13 protein-coding genes are annotated in these 15,679 nt (G+C 47.3%); 6 read left to right on the forward strand and 7 right to left on the reverse strand.

Annotated features, from left to right (window positions below):
* Positions 1 to 32 precede the first annotated feature (32 nt).
* Positions 33 to 736 (forward strand): IS1 family transposase gene (locus ACOCLE_RS22040; RefSeq protein WP_419534258.1). Its coding sequence is split into 2 segments (ribosomal slippage): positions 33 to 276 and positions 276 to 736, totalling 705 coding nucleotides; the frame shifts between segments, so codons are not numbered across the junction.
* A 226-nt stretch (positions 737 to 962) separates the two neighbouring features.
* Here ACOCLE_RS22040 and ACOCLE_RS22045 read toward each other — a convergent pair.
* The 4 genes from ACOCLE_RS22045 to ACOCLE_RS22060 all read right to left on the reverse strand — a co-directional run bounded on the left by ACOCLE_RS22045 (position 963) and on the right by ACOCLE_RS22060 (position 6,737).
* Positions 963 to 2,021: a hypothetical protein gene (locus ACOCLE_RS22045; protein ID WP_419534259.1), complete on the reverse strand. Its 1,059-nt coding sequence runs from the start codon at positions 2,019 to 2,021 to the stop codon at positions 963 to 965.
* A 125-nt stretch (positions 2,022 to 2,146) separates the two neighbouring features.
* Positions 2,147 to 4,567, reverse strand: a complete 2,421-nt coding sequence (gene eutB, locus ACOCLE_RS22050; protein ID WP_419534260.1) for an ethanolamine ammonia-lyase subunit EutB — start codon at positions 4,565 to 4,567, stop codon at positions 2,147 to 2,149.
* Positions 4,568 to 4,746: 179 nt separating this feature from the next.
* Positions 4,747 to 5,274 carry a lipocalin family protein gene (locus ACOCLE_RS22055; RefSeq protein WP_419534261.1) on the reverse strand — a complete coding sequence of 176 codons (528 nt, stop codon included), beginning with the start codon at positions 5,272 to 5,274 and terminating at the stop codon, positions 4,747 to 4,749.
* A gap of 17 nt (positions 5,275 to 5,291) precedes the next feature.
* Positions 5,292 to 6,737: an ethanolamine ammonia-lyase reactivating factor EutA gene (locus ACOCLE_RS22060; protein ID WP_419534262.1), complete on the reverse strand. Its 1,446-nt coding sequence runs from the start codon at positions 6,735 to 6,737 to the stop codon at positions 5,292 to 5,294.
* 166 nt (positions 6,738 to 6,903) lie between these two features.
* Between ACOCLE_RS22060 and tnpC the strand changes: the two genes are divergently transcribed.
* From tnpC to ACOCLE_RS22075, 3 genes are all read left to right on the forward strand, one after another.
* On the forward strand, positions 6,904 to 8,406 hold the full coding sequence (tnpC, locus tag ACOCLE_RS22065; protein WP_419534263.1) for an IS66 family transposase: 1,503 nt from the start codon (positions 6,904 to 6,906) through the stop codon (positions 8,404 to 8,406).
* Between the two features lie 73 nt (positions 8,407 to 8,479).
* Positions 8,480 to 9,370, forward strand: coding sequence for an IS982 family transposase (locus ACOCLE_RS22070; protein WP_419533099.1), 891 nt, complete (start codon positions 8,480 to 8,482; stop codon positions 9,368 to 9,370).
* Positions 9,371 to 10,098: 728 nt separating this feature from the next.
* Entirely contained in the window at positions 10,099 to 11,409 is a 1,311-nt protein-coding gene (locus ACOCLE_RS22075) for a DASH family cryptochrome (protein ID WP_419534264.1), read from the forward strand.
* Positions 11,410 to 11,419: 10 nt separating this feature from the next.
* Here ACOCLE_RS22075 and ACOCLE_RS22080 read toward each other — a convergent pair whose 3' ends face one another.
* Positions 11,420 to 12,244, reverse strand: coding sequence for a 23S rRNA (adenine(2030)-N(6))-methyltransferase RlmJ (locus ACOCLE_RS22080; RefSeq protein ID WP_020582501.1), 825 nt, complete (start codon positions 12,242 to 12,244; stop codon positions 11,420 to 11,422).
* A gap of 246 nt (positions 12,245 to 12,490) precedes the next feature.
* A complete protein-coding gene (locus tag ACOCLE_RS22085; RefSeq protein WP_419537253.1) occupies positions 12,491 to 13,303 on the reverse strand; it encodes a 5'-methylthioadenosine/S-adenosylhomocysteine nucleosidase in 813 nt (270 codons plus the stop codon).
* A 160-nt stretch (positions 13,304 to 13,463) separates the two neighbouring features.
* On the opposite strand from ACOCLE_RS22085, the gene ACOCLE_RS22090 reads away from it, so the two are divergent.
* Both ACOCLE_RS22090 and ACOCLE_RS22095 read left to right on the forward strand, forming a co-directional pair.
* Positions 13,464 to 13,649 (forward strand): DUF2256 domain-containing protein, encoded by a 186-nt coding sequence (locus tag ACOCLE_RS22090; RefSeq protein ID WP_419534265.1) that lies wholly within the window; start codon positions 13,464 to 13,466, stop codon positions 13,647 to 13,649.
* Positions 13,636 to 15,210 carry a cryptochrome/photolyase family protein gene (locus tag ACOCLE_RS22095; protein WP_419534266.1) on the forward strand — a complete coding sequence of 525 codons (1,575 nt, stop codon included), beginning with the start codon at positions 13,636 to 13,638 and terminating at the stop codon, positions 15,208 to 15,210. The genes ACOCLE_RS22090 and ACOCLE_RS22095 overlap by 14 nt, the downstream gene beginning before the upstream one ends.
* 73 nt (positions 15,211 to 15,283) lie before the next feature.
* On the opposite strand, the gene ACOCLE_RS22100 is transcribed toward ACOCLE_RS22095, so the two are convergent.
* On the reverse strand, positions 15,284 to 15,622 hold the full coding sequence (locus ACOCLE_RS22100; RefSeq protein ID WP_020582498.1) for a high-potential iron-sulfur protein: 339 nt from the start codon (positions 15,620 to 15,622) through the stop codon (positions 15,284 to 15,286).
* Positions 15,623 to 15,679 lie beyond the last annotated feature (57 nt).

A 15,679-nucleotide genomic window follows, 5' to 3' on the forward strand; every position in this document is an offset into this window, starting at 1 on the left:
ATCTGATACATTCCTGTCTTTTTGAGTCATCTATGGCTGAAGTTCAAGTTGCCTGTATCCATTGTCAACAAACGTTCAATGTTGTTAAGAACGGGAAAGCTGAGACGGGTCACCAGCGGTATAGATGCAAGGACTGTAATAAGAGCTTCCAACTCGAGTATCGCTATAATGGCAATCTGCCTGGTACTCATGAGCAGATCATAAAGATGACCATGAATGGCTCCGGGGTCAGAGATATCGGACGTGTCCTTGAGATCAGTCCAACGACTGTATTGGCTCGCTTAAAAAACTCGACCCGCCAACAGTAACACAACTCCCCTTCGAAAATGCCCAGGTCAAGATTATCTTCGAAATGGATGAGCAGTGGTCATTTGTTGGTAGCAAGAAGCAGCAACGCTGGCTGTTTTATGCATGGGAGCCACGTTTCAAGAAGATCATTGCCCATGCGTTCGGCCCCAGAAGCACAGAGACGCTCAAAAAGCTGTTGGAGCTTCTGGCCCGCTTCAAAGTTAGTTTTTACTGCACAGATGACTGGCAACCATATACATCCTGTTTATCAGAAGATAAACATATCATTGGAAAGTACTTTACTCAGCGGATTGAGCGGCAGAATCTGACCTTGAGAACTTGCTTGAAACGGTTAGCCAGAAGGACTATTTGCTTCTCAAGATCAATAGACATTCATGATAAGGTTATTGGGGAATTTATCTCCCGAAACCACTATCAACAGTTTTGATACATCACCGCTGAGGGAGCCAATTGAACTGCTGTCCATCTCGATGATCATCCGTGATTTTCGAATATTTAATTATTATAGCAATTGGTTTTAGCGGTTGTTTTTTTAACGATTTTTTTAGATGAGGGACTATTTGTATCCTGGTTAATATCTGTGTGTTTATAGTGGTTTTGGTTAGCATCGGTGTGCTTTTTAAGGAAATAGATTTGAACCAGATCCAAAATATTTATTCAGTCATTCGTAGAATAACTTCCATAATCATTCTTCGATGTACTATCTCTTCCTTTGACATTGGTGAAGCTAACTTTCTATCGTCAGCTTTACTGCTCTTTTTCTCTTGCTCACTATGAGAGGAAGTACACTGCATAAAGAGTGTTGCAAGGGAGTGGGGTCTGCGTGTATTGGAGGGACGAACTTTTGACTCTAACGTTTGGGTAACTGAAATGTTTTCTTTTTCTCCATATGCAGCGGACATTTCTTCAGTGTGTGGAAATGCTGATTCAGCAAAGATTCCTGCTAAAGCCTCTTTAGAAACAGCTGCATCAAGGTCTTCATTCTTTGATTTGATAGGTGCATGGAAATAGGCATACCTCATGACTTTCATACTGACGGTTAGCCGATCCCGGTCATCAGTGGTCATGTTTTGTTCGGCTTGGGTGAGTATATTTTCAGCAGCTCTCATTTCGTAATCTTTTTGGTCTTCAGGTTTATCAACTTCATATTTAATTTCTTTTGCTAAAAGAAGAAATGTTTCTGATGTAAAAAGCTTATGTGTTTCATGCATCTTTTTGAACAGTTGAGCAGAACCAAGTGGGCTATTCAGAATTTCATCTGGTAGCCTGTTTTCGTAAAAAACTGAAATAGCATGCTTGATGGGTTTTAATCCAATACTCTTTCTAAACATACCCCCCGGATTTTCTGAAAAGTGCTTTATGACAAAATCTGCCAGTAGGTGCCGATTCATAACCTCCCATGTATGTTCGGGAAATACGCACCCCTCGAGTAATAAGACCCTCATTTCAGGCCTTGGCAGATAGAGAGCTTGAGGGTCGATTGTAGTTATCTTGATGGTTAGAGAAGTGGGGCTCTCGTGGAGCCATCTAGATTTCATAAGGGCAATTTTTTGTCGCCTTTCATACAATTCTGTAAGTTGTTTTTCTGATTTTTCAACTTTGATGGATCTTGTGCCAAAACATTGAGTGTCGTTATCAGGAGGTTCTTGCTGTGGCTCACCTCTCTCTGAGTCATGGATAACAGGACGATATTTGGGGGAACCATCAATCATTAAAAAAATGTCACCAGTATTGAGTCGAGATACTATTTCTTTAAAAAACTATAGCCATCTGAGAAGCATCATGTGTTTGATGATGCCCCTATTTTACAAAGCTTGACGCAGCGGATATGGATGCTCTAGACCAGAGCATCGTTATAACGAAGTTTAATGCCTTCCTGTTTCAGTAAATCGCCTGCCAATGGAGAAATAATGGTTCTCTGGCTGAGCAGAATCTCCTTGACTCCCCAGTGGATCAACATCATGACATCCGCTTCGGAGATAGATTTCTGACCCAGGAAGTCATGAACCCGGATAGTACTGGCCGTTTTCTGTGGTTCAACTTTGCTTTCACGAATGATGTCTGAAAGCCCCATACGGCTGCCAAGAATGGCATTCAGACGGTTACCGGCAGCCTTGTTATCCAGAATCTGTATGGCGCGTTCTGCCAGCAGGGAGCCTGCTTCCATGGGGGGAATACCACCGTAATAAATATTGGGCACTACGGTATTTTCAAACTCGATTTCAACGATGTTACTGAAGTCTGCAGCCAGCTTCTGGGTTTGCTCATCCTCCAGGCGATAGATCAAATAACCGGAAAGGCTCCGGGATGATTTTCCATCCGCCCCGGGGCGCTCTCCCAGCAGGACAATAACAAGCTTGGCATTCACGGTTCTGGCAATATCTTCTGCCAGCTTTACACGACCATGTGGTGCAACCATGGTTTGGCTTAGTGAGTAACCATGGCTTTGCAAGCCATCTTCCAGAACCGGAAGCAGTTCATTGATGTTCTGGTGTACTGCTTCAGCGCTCAGGCCATCGGTAATCAGGATCTGAATATCGCGATTTTCAGGTTGCAGGTGGCTGCGGGTTTTTTCGCAAAGATGAGCACCTGCATCAGGGTCTGCATGGTGTCGTTCAATATTATTGGCCTGAGAGCGAATCAGGCGAAAATCAATCTCTTCCAACTCGTCAAAACGAAGCTTGCTTTTTGCTGCAACCCTGGCAACAGCAATGTTTTGTTTCAGTTTACGATTTACATGGTTGGCCATTCTCGGGCCAGCGTTGCTGGTGCCATAGCACATGGGTACCCGGCTGATCAGGTCATTCCATGCCTGTTTGGAGTCGGCAAAAATTGCAGGGTTTCCCCAGTTGGGGCCGCGAGTGATCTGCCCATCCCGGGACTCTTTGAAAATCCCTTTTTCCAGGGCCCAGTGATAGAACTCAGGGGATGGCTTCAGGTTATGGATTTCGCGGATGGTCTGATCATCGTGGCCACTGGTATCGGCATAGGCCAGCATACGATCCACGCCCATGTAGATATCCATGAAGTAGTTGGCACCCGCCACGGTGAGGAGTTCTACCGCAATCTCCTGTCCCTCGCTGGAGGCATCGGCATGCAGGGTAAAACAGGGAGAAACCCCCATGGGGAGGCCCATCATTTTACCCATGAAAAGATCCTGTAGATTGGCGTAGATAATCTGCAGGCTGTCTTTGTGGGTCTCCGGCCCGATAAAACCGGTAACACTGTTGACCATGCAGGGATCATATCGACGACACAGGCCGTAAGTCAGGGCCTCTGTGGTAGACATGTCGATGCCGCAGTGTTTGCCATAACTGACTTCACTGCCCTGGCCGGTTTCAAAGTACATAAACTGGTGCTTATTCAGCACGCCTTTCTCTTTCATGGTCTGCCAGGCCTTATCGAGATAAGGAACGCTGACATCAAAGGCTTCGCGCAGAGTGGCGTCGGTTCCGGCAAGCGACTGGAAAAGTATCTCCAGAGGCGCACCTTCTTCCAGACAGGCCAGCTGGGTACGGATATGGGAAAGCACACAGACCTGGGTAGGAGCACCGGTCTGTCGTCGTATTTTATCCAGGTGGATAAGGCAGGCACCGATATTATCAACTGTGTCATCCGCAGGATTCAGGCCAATCAACAAGTCACCGTTACCCATGGACAGTCCCATCCATGTGAGAGCAGTGATGGCATTCAGGTCATCGGTAGGGTGATTGGGTTGAATTCGGGTAGAGAGAGAGCCGGCAAGGCCAAGGTGAGTGCGAGCCTGTGTCGGGCATTCAATCTTGCGGGTATTGTACACCATGTCGTGCACACTCATAAGCTTGGTGACCGCAGATATCATCACGCCAGTCAGCCCTTTACCTGCCCGCTTGATCTGGGCTCCAGAGGCTTTTTGAATCCAGTCCTTCAATTCACCGACGGTCATCATGGCCATGTCATCGAAAATGGTCAGGTCAATGTCATAGTTGACCCGCATGATGTCATCAATCTCACCACGGTCGTTGGTCAGGGGGTGATCGTAGATATGTTGCAGCGTCAGGTCGGACAGTATTGCCCTGGCTGCCTCCCTGCTGACTTCATCGTCTGCAGCCAGACCGGCAACCTGATCACCACTGGTATGGAAGCCTGCAGCCCCCAGCAGGGCTTTGAGTCCGATAAAGGTGAAGCTTTGCCCAATGACCCGGGTGCGGTAAATCTCATCCGCTTTTGGTGCAGGAACCGGTATCTGGTCCAGTGGGGTCATCAGTGGTTTGGGCATGGCTCTCACTCCGCCGAACACAAAATCCGGCATGGTATAGAATGTTGCTTGCTGGGGTATTGATTCACCTCAGTGATCGTCTGTGTTAGAGACTTACAGACTGGACTATATGACTACAAAAAGAGAGGGATTGCATTCCGTAGATATACACTGTTTACCTACGGAATGGTGGAGAGATGCTATTGGATAGGACTGCTCTGATCAACAAAGATCAACTGTTTGGTATCAAAACCAAGTGCTTTGGCTTTGTTTATAAAGTGCGATTTAACCTTGTCACTCACGGTGGGAGTTCTGGCCAGCAGCCAGAGATAGTCTCTGTCATTCCCTGAGATAAAGGCGTATTCGTAGCTTTTACGCTCCAGCTCAAAAATGATGTATGAACCGTAGAAGGGGCCAAAAAAAGAGACCTTAAGATACCCTTCATCATTTCCTCTAACGAATTTTGCCTTGCCTTCGGCCTGCTTACGTTCATTGGCCTCAACAGAATATCCTGAGTTGATTACACGGATACTGCCATCAGGATTACTTGAGTATTCTGCAGTGACATGGGAGAGACCCCGTTCAAATCGATGATCCAGTCGGGCTATCTCATACCATTTTCCAACATAGCGATTTACTTCGAATGGTTTTACTGGTGTAACGCCTTCAGGTATTCCAGTACAACCAGAAAGCAGTGCTATCAGTGACAGAATTTTAAAAGCTCTCAAAGCGTTTTATCCTTATTTTAATGCATCCCATAGAAGTAAACGGGAATGACAAAGTTCTTCACTTTGCCCAGGCTGACGAACCCTGCTTTACGATCGGGAACTTCATCCACTGCCATCAGGTTGACTGGCAACTTTCCCCAGCGGCTGGCGTAGCTGCCAATCACTTTGCCGAAGTCCTTGGGCACCAGTAGAAGCAGAGGTAACTCTGAAGGAAAACCGGACAGTTCAATTGTCTCGGCCAGCTTCTCACCAAAGCTTTTTAACTCTTTAAAGCCCGGATAATTATCATCCTTGAGCGTTATACGTATGCAACCGCCATTATGGGTCTTTCTGGCCAGTTCGATGGCCCGCTTGATTCGGTTCTCATCGGCATTAAGCGCCAGGCGGGCAACAATGGGAAGGTCATTAACCGGCAGTTGTTCAGGCTTTGGCATAAACAGAGTGTTACCGGACAGTTCGGCACTGTGCAATGCCAGACCATAAACGGTCGCACGTCCCTTATACTCGGGAATATATTGGCTAAGACTGCGGCAGAGAGTTTTGGAGTCTGCAATTGCTTTGCACAGGTCAATGCCAAGATCACCAAAGGCCGTGGTATCTGGCAGTTTGCCTGTCGCTGTGTACTGATAAAGCAGTTCGCCGACTCCGCCGGAAAAGGTAACTGCAGCCTGTTGCAGGGCTTGGGCATTCGGTTGAAAGGCTACCTGACAAAGCTGCTGCCCATCACTCTGGTCGAACCAGCTATGATCGCCCGTGACCATGGCTTCGAGCCCCTGGACATAGAAACTGACGATCTTGTCGATACTGTTCTGGCTGCATTCCTCACCGATGGTTAACTGTAGACCCAGTTGTACCAGAAGTTGTTGGCCATGGTTGGATACTTCCAGTAACCGGTAGGTGCCTGGTTCAAACTGAAAGTGTCGGGCACCAATGTAGTAGCATCCAGACTCTGTGATGTTACCGTCTATTCCCAGCGCTGGATTGGTGGTTCCCCCGCCAATATCCAGATTGATGAAGGGGATTTCCGGCGTTGCCCGTGAAAGCTCAAGACTGTTGCCCATAAAGGCGAGCCAGGATTCCATGCATGGGTCGTCTGCAGTAGCAACAATGGCCTGATTCACTTTTTCCCGAACGGAGCGGGCGATGGCCTGGGCATTTTGCTTTTCTGCTGCCAGGCCAGTGATAATAACCCCCCCTGAAAAGAGCTGGTCACAATCAATCCCGCTTTCTTCCAGCCATTGCTCAAGACAGGTATTAATGGTTTCCGTGCAGAGTTCACCATTTTCAAAGGGCGTCAGTATGGCGTCAGAGCGATAAATCAGCTCAGGCTCTCCCAGCTCCATCCGCTCAGTCATCGGATTACGTTCAAGGTGTGCAGAGGCAATCATGGCGCGACTGGTGGTAGAACCAAAGTCGAGGCCAATCATCATTACAGACTGATTACCGGTAAAGTGTCTGAGCATTTCGGTCTATGGCTGGGAGGAATACAAGAATCATTTTGCGGTGAAGGCTACTTTACCTGAGAGGGTATAAAACCAAAGTAACTATTCAGCACCCTTCATATAAATCTGGAATTTTCTGATTTTTCGACCATCATCTTATACTCAATTTTTCTAACAAATCTCCAGTATGGAACCAGACTTCCCAGCTACTCCGTTTACCGAAGCTCTCCTTAAAGAGAATGAAGAGCTTCGGACCGAGAATGCGCTTTTACGGGAACGTTGCAGCGAACTGGAAGAAAGGGTTAATAAAAACAGTCAAAACAGTAGTAAGCCACCATCGTCAGATGGTTATCAAAAGCCCAGTAAAAAAGGGAGTGATAAAGGTGATACATCTTCCAAAGAAGCCCCCTGCTCCTCACAGGAAACACCGAACCCCAAAAGCCTTAGACCATCTTCAGGCAATAAACCAGGTGGCCAGAAAGGTCATCAAGGCTCTTGTTTGAGACGTGTCGCCTTACCCGATTATGTCAGGCATCTGAAGGTTGAAAAATGTTGCTGTTGCCAGTCTTCGCTTATCGATATTAAACCCACCAAATACATTGAGCGACAGGTTTTTGATCCAGGTAGACCCGGAGAATTTGAAGTTACCGCGTACTGGGCAGACGTTAAAGTATGTCCTTGTGGTAAACGGAACACCGCTGAGTTTCCCCAAGGAGTGAAAGCCGCTGCTCAATACGGAGAAGTGACTCAGGCAATGGCTGTTCATTTAAACCAGTATCACTTCATCCCATATCACCGGGTGTCTGAGTATTTCAATACTATTTATTGCATGAGTGTCAGCGCAGGCTCTGTTGCCAATTTTGTTGCCTATACCCATGAGAACCTGGCCTCTACTGAGCAGAGTATCCGTGATGCTTTACAAGAAAGTCCGGTTGCAGGAGCGGATGAAACTGGCATGCGGGTTGACGGTTCACTGTGGTGGTTACACATTATGCGAGATGACCAATGGACGCTTTACTACCTCTCAGAAAGGCGAGGTTGTGAAGCAATGGATGCAATGGGCATCCTGCTGACTTTTGCAGGCATTCTGGTTCACGATCATTGGAAGTCCTACTTTGCCTATGCGGCAGTGCATGTGCTTTGTAATGCCCATCATCTGAGAGAGCTTCAGGGAGTTGTCGATAGGGATGCGAATAAGCTGGCTCTGCGGCTGATGAAATTGCTTACGCTCTCCTGGCACTTCTGCAAGAAATACAAAGCAGCCGGTCTGACTCAAATGCCTGGTGCAATACAGCTTCGCATTGAGACGATATACGACCAAATCCTTCAAAGGGCTCTCACGAAGGAAACCGCTTATATGGAAAAACAACGACAGGTGCTTGGACGTAAGAAGGTCAGGAATACCAAGGCCTACAACCTGTTCAAAAGGCTTATTGAGTTTAAGGTTGAAACGTTGCGCTTCATGTCGGACTTTTCAATTCCCTTCGATAACAATGGCAGTGAACGTGATGCCAGGATGGCCAAACTTAAGCAGAAGATCTCAGGCTGCTTCAGAAGCGAAGACGGAGGTACCATGTTTACCCGAATCCGAAGCTATTTATCATCTGCTAAAAAGCAGGGGTTGAACATATTTCAGGCGCTTCTTAAAGCGGTTCGAAATTACAACAATAACGCCATGTGCGACTTTTAGGTTTGCATAAGGAGACATGACTGATCCTGCTTTCTGCTATTAAAAGCAGTAGAAAGCAAAGAAGGTTTCAGTCATGCCCGTTGAAGAGTTTATCACTACAGTCTACTGCTTGATCGACGATTTGGTAAAAGAGCTTTTTCCTGTACCACTGCGACTTCGAGGGTTTCCACCAAAGCTCACTGATAGTGAAGCGATCACCATGGAAGTTGTCGGTGAATGGCTTGGGCATCATAAGGACACTGAGATTTGGAAGTATTTTACCCGACACTGGCGACACCTGTTTCCTGACATTCCTTCACGCTCGGCATTTGTCAAACAGGCCGCCAACTTATGGCATGTGAAACAACGACTGCAAATTCGTATAGTCCAGATGATGCATGCAGATAATGCAGATATCCATTTAATCGATGGTTTTCCGATTGATGTTGTCGTCAGAACCCGTGCACCACAGAGCCGTATCTTTAAAGCTGAGGCTGGTTATGGTTACTGCGCTTCCAAGGACAAGAAGTTCTATGGCTTTCAGGGGCATTTGCTGGTTGAAGCACGAGGGATTCCTGTGGGTTTTACTCTGACCGCAGCGAACGTAGATGAGCGTGATGCAGCCTATGACATGCTCGAGACCATTTCTGGCCTCTTGCTTGGCGATAAGGGCTATATAAGGCCTGAGTTTAAAGCTGATTGTCAGGAATTAGGTATTGATCTTCAGACGCCACTGAGAAAAAACATGCAAGATGAACGTCCGAAGTCGTTTGTAAAGCTGGTATTACGGGTACGACGGAGAATAGAAACAGTGATAGGTCAATTGACAGAGCGCTTTGAAATAGAAAAGTGCCATTGTCGAGATAGATGGCATATGACATCACGTATCGCTCGGAAGTTACTGGCACATAATATTGGTTCTTATCTGAATATAATTGCTGGTCGTCCTGCAATACAGTTTGAGAACCTTATTTCCGAAGATTAAAAAACGGAAAGCAAATAATTGCGTGATTTTGAAGATACAACTTGGACTTACCATCATGCTAGCCCGGATATTTCATAAACGTGCTCCCGTTCTCGCTTGTCCTTTGCCGCCCTAAGGGAGTTTTGCTCGGTCGACCGTACTCCCCGGTACGGCACTCCCTCACAAAATCCCTTAGGGCGACAAAGTCCTGCCCGAGATTCGGGGCAGTTTATGAAATATCCGGGCTAGTAATTTGAGATAGTTTCAGACAAAGTCGCACATCGCGTAACAATACGCCTTTGCTGGGTGCTGAATAGTTACAAACCAAAATAGATTTGATGTATTTAGGTTCTGTTGACATAAGGTTCCTTTCTCAGCTCAAGCCAGAATGTTTCTGACCAGGCGCGAGGGCGCAGGAAGACCGATGTCTTTCAAGTTCTTGCAACAACGGCAGAAACATTCTGGCTTGAGCCCTTTGGGCGGGGCGCGCAGCCTGGCTCGTAAAGCCACCTTCCAGCTTCGTTGAACTGGTTTGATGTAGAACCACTACACCTGCACCAGCTCGCCTCGTGGAATGCGGTTTTACGAACCATTGAGTTTGGAAGCTTATGTCAACAGAACCTAATAATAAAACAATATTTTTTTATAAATTACATAGAGTTATCGGTTGTTGGATGTTGTTTGTCTTGGTTTGGGAAAACTAACGTATAAATGAGTGGTAGGGCTAGTAGGTTTGGAGGGTATTGCTCTTGCAGGGAACAACACTGTTTCTGTTTACAAATGATTTGAGGCTGAGTGATAACCGGGCCTTTATGGAAGCAGCTGGTAGCTGCAAGAATCTGGTGTGCGTCTATTGCGTTGACCCTGCATGGTTCAAGCCCGGCCGTTATCAGTCAAAGGTGATGGGGGATCATCGCTGGCGTTTCCTGAGGGAGAGCATTGAAAGTCTTGAATCACAGCTTGAACAGCGACGGCAGAAACTACTGATTCGTTTGCATAACCCGCTACAGGCTGTCGGGCGGCTCTTGAAAGCTCATGAAATTGATACCGTCTATCGCAGTCAGAATATGGGGTACCAGGAGGTTAAGTATTGGCAAACTCTGAAGCAGCTTTTTCCTTCAGTGACCTTTAAAGAAGTGGCAACGTACTCCTTGTTTCAGCAGGAGGAACTCCCATTTGAGCTTAAAGATCTACCGGCAACATTTACCCAGTTTCGAAAGCAGATAGAAAATCTGCACATCTCAGAAGCAGTCACTGCGCCGGATATTATTCCAAGGCCAATGCCTGGGTTGAATTACCGTTCTGACTGGCTACCAGCAACCGGCAAAACTGGCAGTCCTTTTAAAGGTGGTGAAACAGCTGGAGCAGGGCATCTAAAGCAATATTTCTCAACGATGCAGCCAACCACCTATAAAGAGACGCGTAATGCCCTGCAGGGTTGGGAAACCACTACGAAATTTTCCCCTTGGCTGGCTCATGGCTGCCTCTCGTCTCGACAGATTGCCCAGGCACTGAGGCATTTTGAATCCATGATCATGGCCAATGAGTCCACCTACTGGATTCAATTTGAATTGTTGTGGCGTGAATATTTTCAATGGTATGCCCTGAAGCATGGCGTAGGGTTGTTTTCATCCAGAGGCATCAAGGATAAATGCAAATTGTCTTGCTTTTATCCGGAGCGGTTTCAGAAGTGGTGCGCCGGTAATACCCCCTGGCCAATCGTGAATGCCTGTATGAAAGAGCTGCAGGCCACCGGCTACCTGTCAAACCGTGGGCGGCAGATAGTGGCCAGCTGTTTTATCCATGAACTGGGAATGGACTGGCGTTACGGCGCAGCCTGGTTTGAGCAGCAACTGGTGGATTACGATGTGGGCAGTAACTGGGGCAACTGGCAGTATCTGGCGGGTGTTGGTGCGGATCCGCAAGGATGTCGCCATTTTGATCTGGATAAGCAGACCCGGCAGTTTGACCCTGATGGCAGTTATGTAAAACGTTGGGAGGGTAATAAAACTTACCCTCTCGACAGTGTCGATGCCGCCGACTGGCCTATCATGCCTTAGATTATTGGTATTACTCTGCTACCAATAGTTGGTGACGCCAGCGGGGTTTATGGTCTTTTGCCAGATGGGCCGAAACGTCTGGCATCGTTCGGATAAAGTCATCAGCGAGTGTCCAGGGTGGGTTCACTACCACCATGCCTGACGCGGTCATTCCGGGCTCACTGTTCTCGGCAATACCCATTTCAAACAGGTGAACATTGCGCATCTTGCTTTTGGCAAACCCTTTTTCCATCTGTCGAATCTGGTGCAGATCCACCACGGGATACCACAACAGCAGCATTGCCTGAGGCATTTTCAGATAAGCGGCTTCCATAACCTTAACCACGGTCTGATAGTCTGACTTGATCTCATAAGAGGGGTCAATCAATACCAGAGCACGGCGGCTGGCAGTGGGTAGAATGGCAGGGAGTGCCTTAAAACCGTCTTCCTGACGAACATGACACAGGCGTCGATGTTCACAATGCTCGCGTAATTCATTAACGGTTTGCGGATGCATTTCATAGAGCCAGGCTTTGTCACCGGGTCTTAACAGCCGCTTTACCAGCAATGGAGAGCCGGGGTAACGTTTCGAACGGATATCGTCGGCAATCTGGCCGTGGTAGTCCTTCAGACCTTTCAGTTTTTTCCAGTCCAGCTTAAGGACACCCTCATCACTCTCCGCCGTCTTGCGGGCCATTGCTGAGTCTAGCCGGTAGAGACCAGCACCAGCATGGGTGTCAATGTAATCAAAAGGCTTATCTTTCTTCTGCATATGACGCACGCAGGCCAGCAACAGCCAGTGCTTGAGTACATCGGCATGATTGCCCGCGTGGTAGTGGTGTTGATAGCTCAGCATGAGGTCTGAAAGCCCTGAGATAGATGGAAGTCGTGCCTTTTTGAAGGGGCGGCGGAATCTACCAGATTTTCGGGATAACCGGCATACGGCGATATACCCAAAGGGTTCGGAGTTGCAGCAGGGCAGCAATGAAAAAACAGGTCTGCATCAAAAGTGCTTTGTGGACTTTTGCAACACTTTCAAAATATAGACCTGATTACGCGTTTTATTGGTTTTGATAGGTAAGAGCCTGTTACTGGCAAGCCATCAGGAGGATTTTTCAATAAGTCCTTTGACCACATCCAACACAAACTCCTGACTGTGCTTTGCAGTTACCGGGTCAAAGTCCTGCTTGTGCTGATCGGTATTGGACAGAATTCGGATGCCAATAAAGGGGACTTCATAGGCCTGGGCAACCAGTGCTGCTGATGAGGTTTCCATCTCCTCAACGGATGTACCAAAGGTGTTGTGGAACCAGTTGATACGATCTACTTCACGGTTCCACTCATCAGCAGAGCCGATCACACCTTTAACGACTTTGCCATGCTGATAGTCATCGGCGTATTCCATTGCGTGTGCCAGCAGCGCTGGATCGGCGACAAAATGTGAGTGGTCGACCAGCTCGCCATTTTTCCGCAGTCTCATTACCACGTTAAAGTTATCCCAGTTCTGTGGGTGAATGCCCTGGCCTTTTTCTGAGTACTCGACTTTGTATGCCCCCATGTTAAAGCTGGTTGCACCGATCACAATATCGCCGCGATAGAGTTCAGGGTCGTGTCCACCGGATGTGCCCTGATTGATAATTGCCCTGGGCTCATATTTCTCGATACCGAGTGTTGTCGATGCAGCCGCATTTGCAAGGCCAATTTCCGTCCGTGAAATAACGACGGGATAATTATCAATGGTGCCTTCCCAGAAGGTCCAGGAGCCTATCGTGACCTCTTTTGGGCTTTTCAAAGCACTGATCAGTACATTGGTCTCCATATCCATTGCGCCCTGAATCAATATGGGCTGATTATCGGAGGCAATGGCAGATGTGGCTAAGCACAGAGAGGCAAGGGCAATTTTCTTGAGTGTCATCAAAATTTCTGACTGGTCGTTCAGTAAAAGTGAGCGGATTCTACAGAACAAACCGGATTAGACAAACAGTTTCTGTTTTAAACATTCTCAAGATCATTAGAGCCTAAGAGTGTCGTGAGTGTATTCTGAGCTGAATTGATCAATCTGACGTAAAAAGGGCATGAAACACTCTCAAAGATCAAGAAATGCCGACAATAAGACTGATCGATCTGTACAAAAGCAGTGTGCTGTATGCTGTCGCCCTTTTTCCTGGCGAAAAAAATGGGAACGCTGCTGGGAAGAGGTTCGCTACTGTTCAAGGCGTTGCCGATCTCAACGAAATCGGGTGATGGATGAAGAAAAATAAACACTACTCTACCCTCAGGCTCATTCTTGGAGACCAGCTCAATGCCCGCCATAGCTGGTTCAGCAAACAAGATGATGAGTGTGTTTATGTGATTGTTGAGCTGCTTCAGGAGACAGGTTACGTAAAGCACCATGTGCAGAAGATCTGCGGCTTTTTTCTCGCCATGGAACAGTTTGCTATGGCGCTGCAGAAAGCGGGTCATCAGGTGCTTCACCTAACGCTGGATGAAACCAGAGACTTTAAAGACCTGCCTTCACTGATCACCCATCTCTGCCAGCAATATTCAATAACTTGTTTTGAATATCAGCGGCCTGATGAATACCGTTTGCTGGAACAGTTAAGAGACTTTGAAGTCGATAAATCATTTAAGAAAACCATCTCTAAAAAAGAGTGGGATACCGAACATTTTCTGGTCCCATTTGATGAGCTTGCCAAACGGTTCAAGCCCGGTAAGCCTGGCAGGATGGAAACCTTCTACCGAAAGATGCGGCAACAGCACAATGTCCTGATGTGTGATGACCAGCCGGAAGGAGGGCAATGGAATTATGATGCTGAAAATCGCGCCAAGCTCAAAGCTGCAGACCTTGAGAAGATTCCAGAACCGTTAGTTTTTGCCAGTTCAACCTCGTCAGTACTGGAGCGATTAAAACGCAATAAGGTGCAAAGTTTTGGAGAGATCGGTACTCATTTGCTATGGCCAATTACACGTCAGCAGTCATTGAAGTTACTTAATTATTTTTGTACCCATTGCCTGCCACGATTTGGTCAGTTTCAGGATGCGATGACTGCAAACAGTGATCATCAGTGGAGCCTCTACCATTCCCGGATCTCTTTTGCCCTGAATACCAAAATGCTTCACCCGAAACAGGTGATTGATAAGGCCATCAAAGCCTGGCAGGAAAATCCTGATGCTATTTCTCTGGCGCAAATAGAGGGCTTTGTCCGTCAGATTCTGGGGTGGCGTGAATATATCCGGGGGGTTTACTGGAGCAATATGCCAGACTACGAATCCCTGAACTTCCTGAAAGCGGAAAAGGATTTGCCTGAGTGGTTCTGGACCGGGCAGACACAGATGAGCTGTATGCACCATGCTATCACTCAATCATTGCAGTATGCCTATGCCCATCATATTCAGCGGTTGATGATCACCGGTAACTTCTGCCTGCTTGCGGGTATTGATCCTGATCAGGTCGATCAGTGGTACCTGGGCATTTACATTGATGCGATTCAGTGGGTAGAGCTGCCCAATACCCGGGGCATGTCACAGTATGCAGACGGTGGCATGGTGGCATCGAAACCGTATGCTGGCAGTGGCAATTATGTGCAGAAGATGAGTGACTATTGTGGAGGCTGTGTTTACAACGTGAAGGAAAAAGAGGGAGAAAGCGCCTGTCCCTTAAACAGTCTCTACTGGCACTTTATGGAAAAGCACCGGGAGTTATTGCATAAGAACCCTAGGACGGCACTGGTGTACAAGGGATGGGATAAAAAAACGTTGGCGGACAGGAATGCCATTCTAAAACGAGCTAAGTGGTGCGTTAATAATCTGAACAGCCTTTAAGGGGGGGTTGCAATGAAGAGTATCGCCAATGAATTGTTGATACTCCACATTGTTCTACTTTGTCGAAAAGAATCTATGCTGGTTTTGGAACCCAGGCCTTACACCATCCGGCAGGTTCTACGGAATTTGCAGGGAAAAGCCTGCATCCTTTGTTGTCAGGGGTATAGAGCGCGCAGTTCTCACACTTCCGGCCTTCCTGATAACCGTCGATCGATTTGGCGGCTTCCTGTGTTTTCTTATAGGAAAGCCCCATTGCAGTAGGGTTTGACTCGTCTAAGGCAGGAAGTGCATCAGCACGGGCCTGTCGACTGGGAATGTTGAGAAGGGGGATAAGCGCAGAAGCCGCAGCCAGTTGTAAAAACCGACGTCGTGTGGGTCCACGCTTCTTAGAATCAAACGATTTCTCAGACATGGGATTACCTCATCATGCTTTATGTTTTTTAAACCTGATGATATTCAGGCTTAAAAC

The sequence above is a fragment of the Endozoicomonas sp. genome (genome assembly GCF_965196975.1).
GTDB lineage: Bacteria > Pseudomonadota > Gammaproteobacteria > Pseudomonadales > Endozoicomonadaceae > Endozoicomonas.

Excerpts from the sequence above, each read along its gene's own strand:
- ACOCLE_RS22045 (WP_419534259.1), bottom strand. The coding sequence starts at position 2,021 with ATGATTGATGGTTCCCCCAAATATCGTCCTGTTATCCATGACTCAGAG.
- eutB (WP_419534260.1), bottom strand. The coding sequence starts at position 4,567 with ATGCCCAAACCACTGATGACCCCACTGGACCAGATACCGGTTCCTGCA.
- ACOCLE_RS22060 (WP_419534262.1), bottom strand. The coding sequence starts at position 6,737 with ATGCTCAGACACTTTACCGGTAATCAGTCTGTAATGATGATTGGCCTC.
- tnpC (WP_419534263.1), top strand. The coding sequence starts at position 6,904 with ATGGAACCAGACTTCCCAGCTACTCCGTTTACCGAAGCTCTCCTTAAA.
- ACOCLE_RS22070 (WP_419533099.1), top strand. The coding sequence starts at position 8,480 with ATGCCCGTTGAAGAGTTTATCACTACAGTCTACTGCTTGATCGACGAT.
- ACOCLE_RS22080 (WP_020582501.1), bottom strand. The coding sequence starts at position 12,244 with ATGCTGAGCTATCAACACCACTACCACGCGGGCAATCATGCCGATGTA.
- ACOCLE_RS22085 (WP_419537253.1), bottom strand. The coding sequence starts at position 13,303 with ATGACACTCAAGAAAATTGCCCTTGCCTCTCTGTGCTTAGCCACATCT.
- ACOCLE_RS22090 (WP_419534265.1), top strand. The coding sequence starts at position 13,464 with ATGAAACACTCTCAAAGATCAAGAAATGCCGACAATAAGACTGATCGA.
- ACOCLE_RS22095 (WP_419534266.1), top strand. The coding sequence starts at position 13,636 with ATGAAGAAAAATAAACACTACTCTACCCTCAGGCTCATTCTTGGAGAC.
- ACOCLE_RS22100 (WP_020582498.1), bottom strand. The coding sequence starts at position 15,622 with ATGTCTGAGAAATCGTTTGATTCTAAGAAGCGTGGACCCACACGACGT.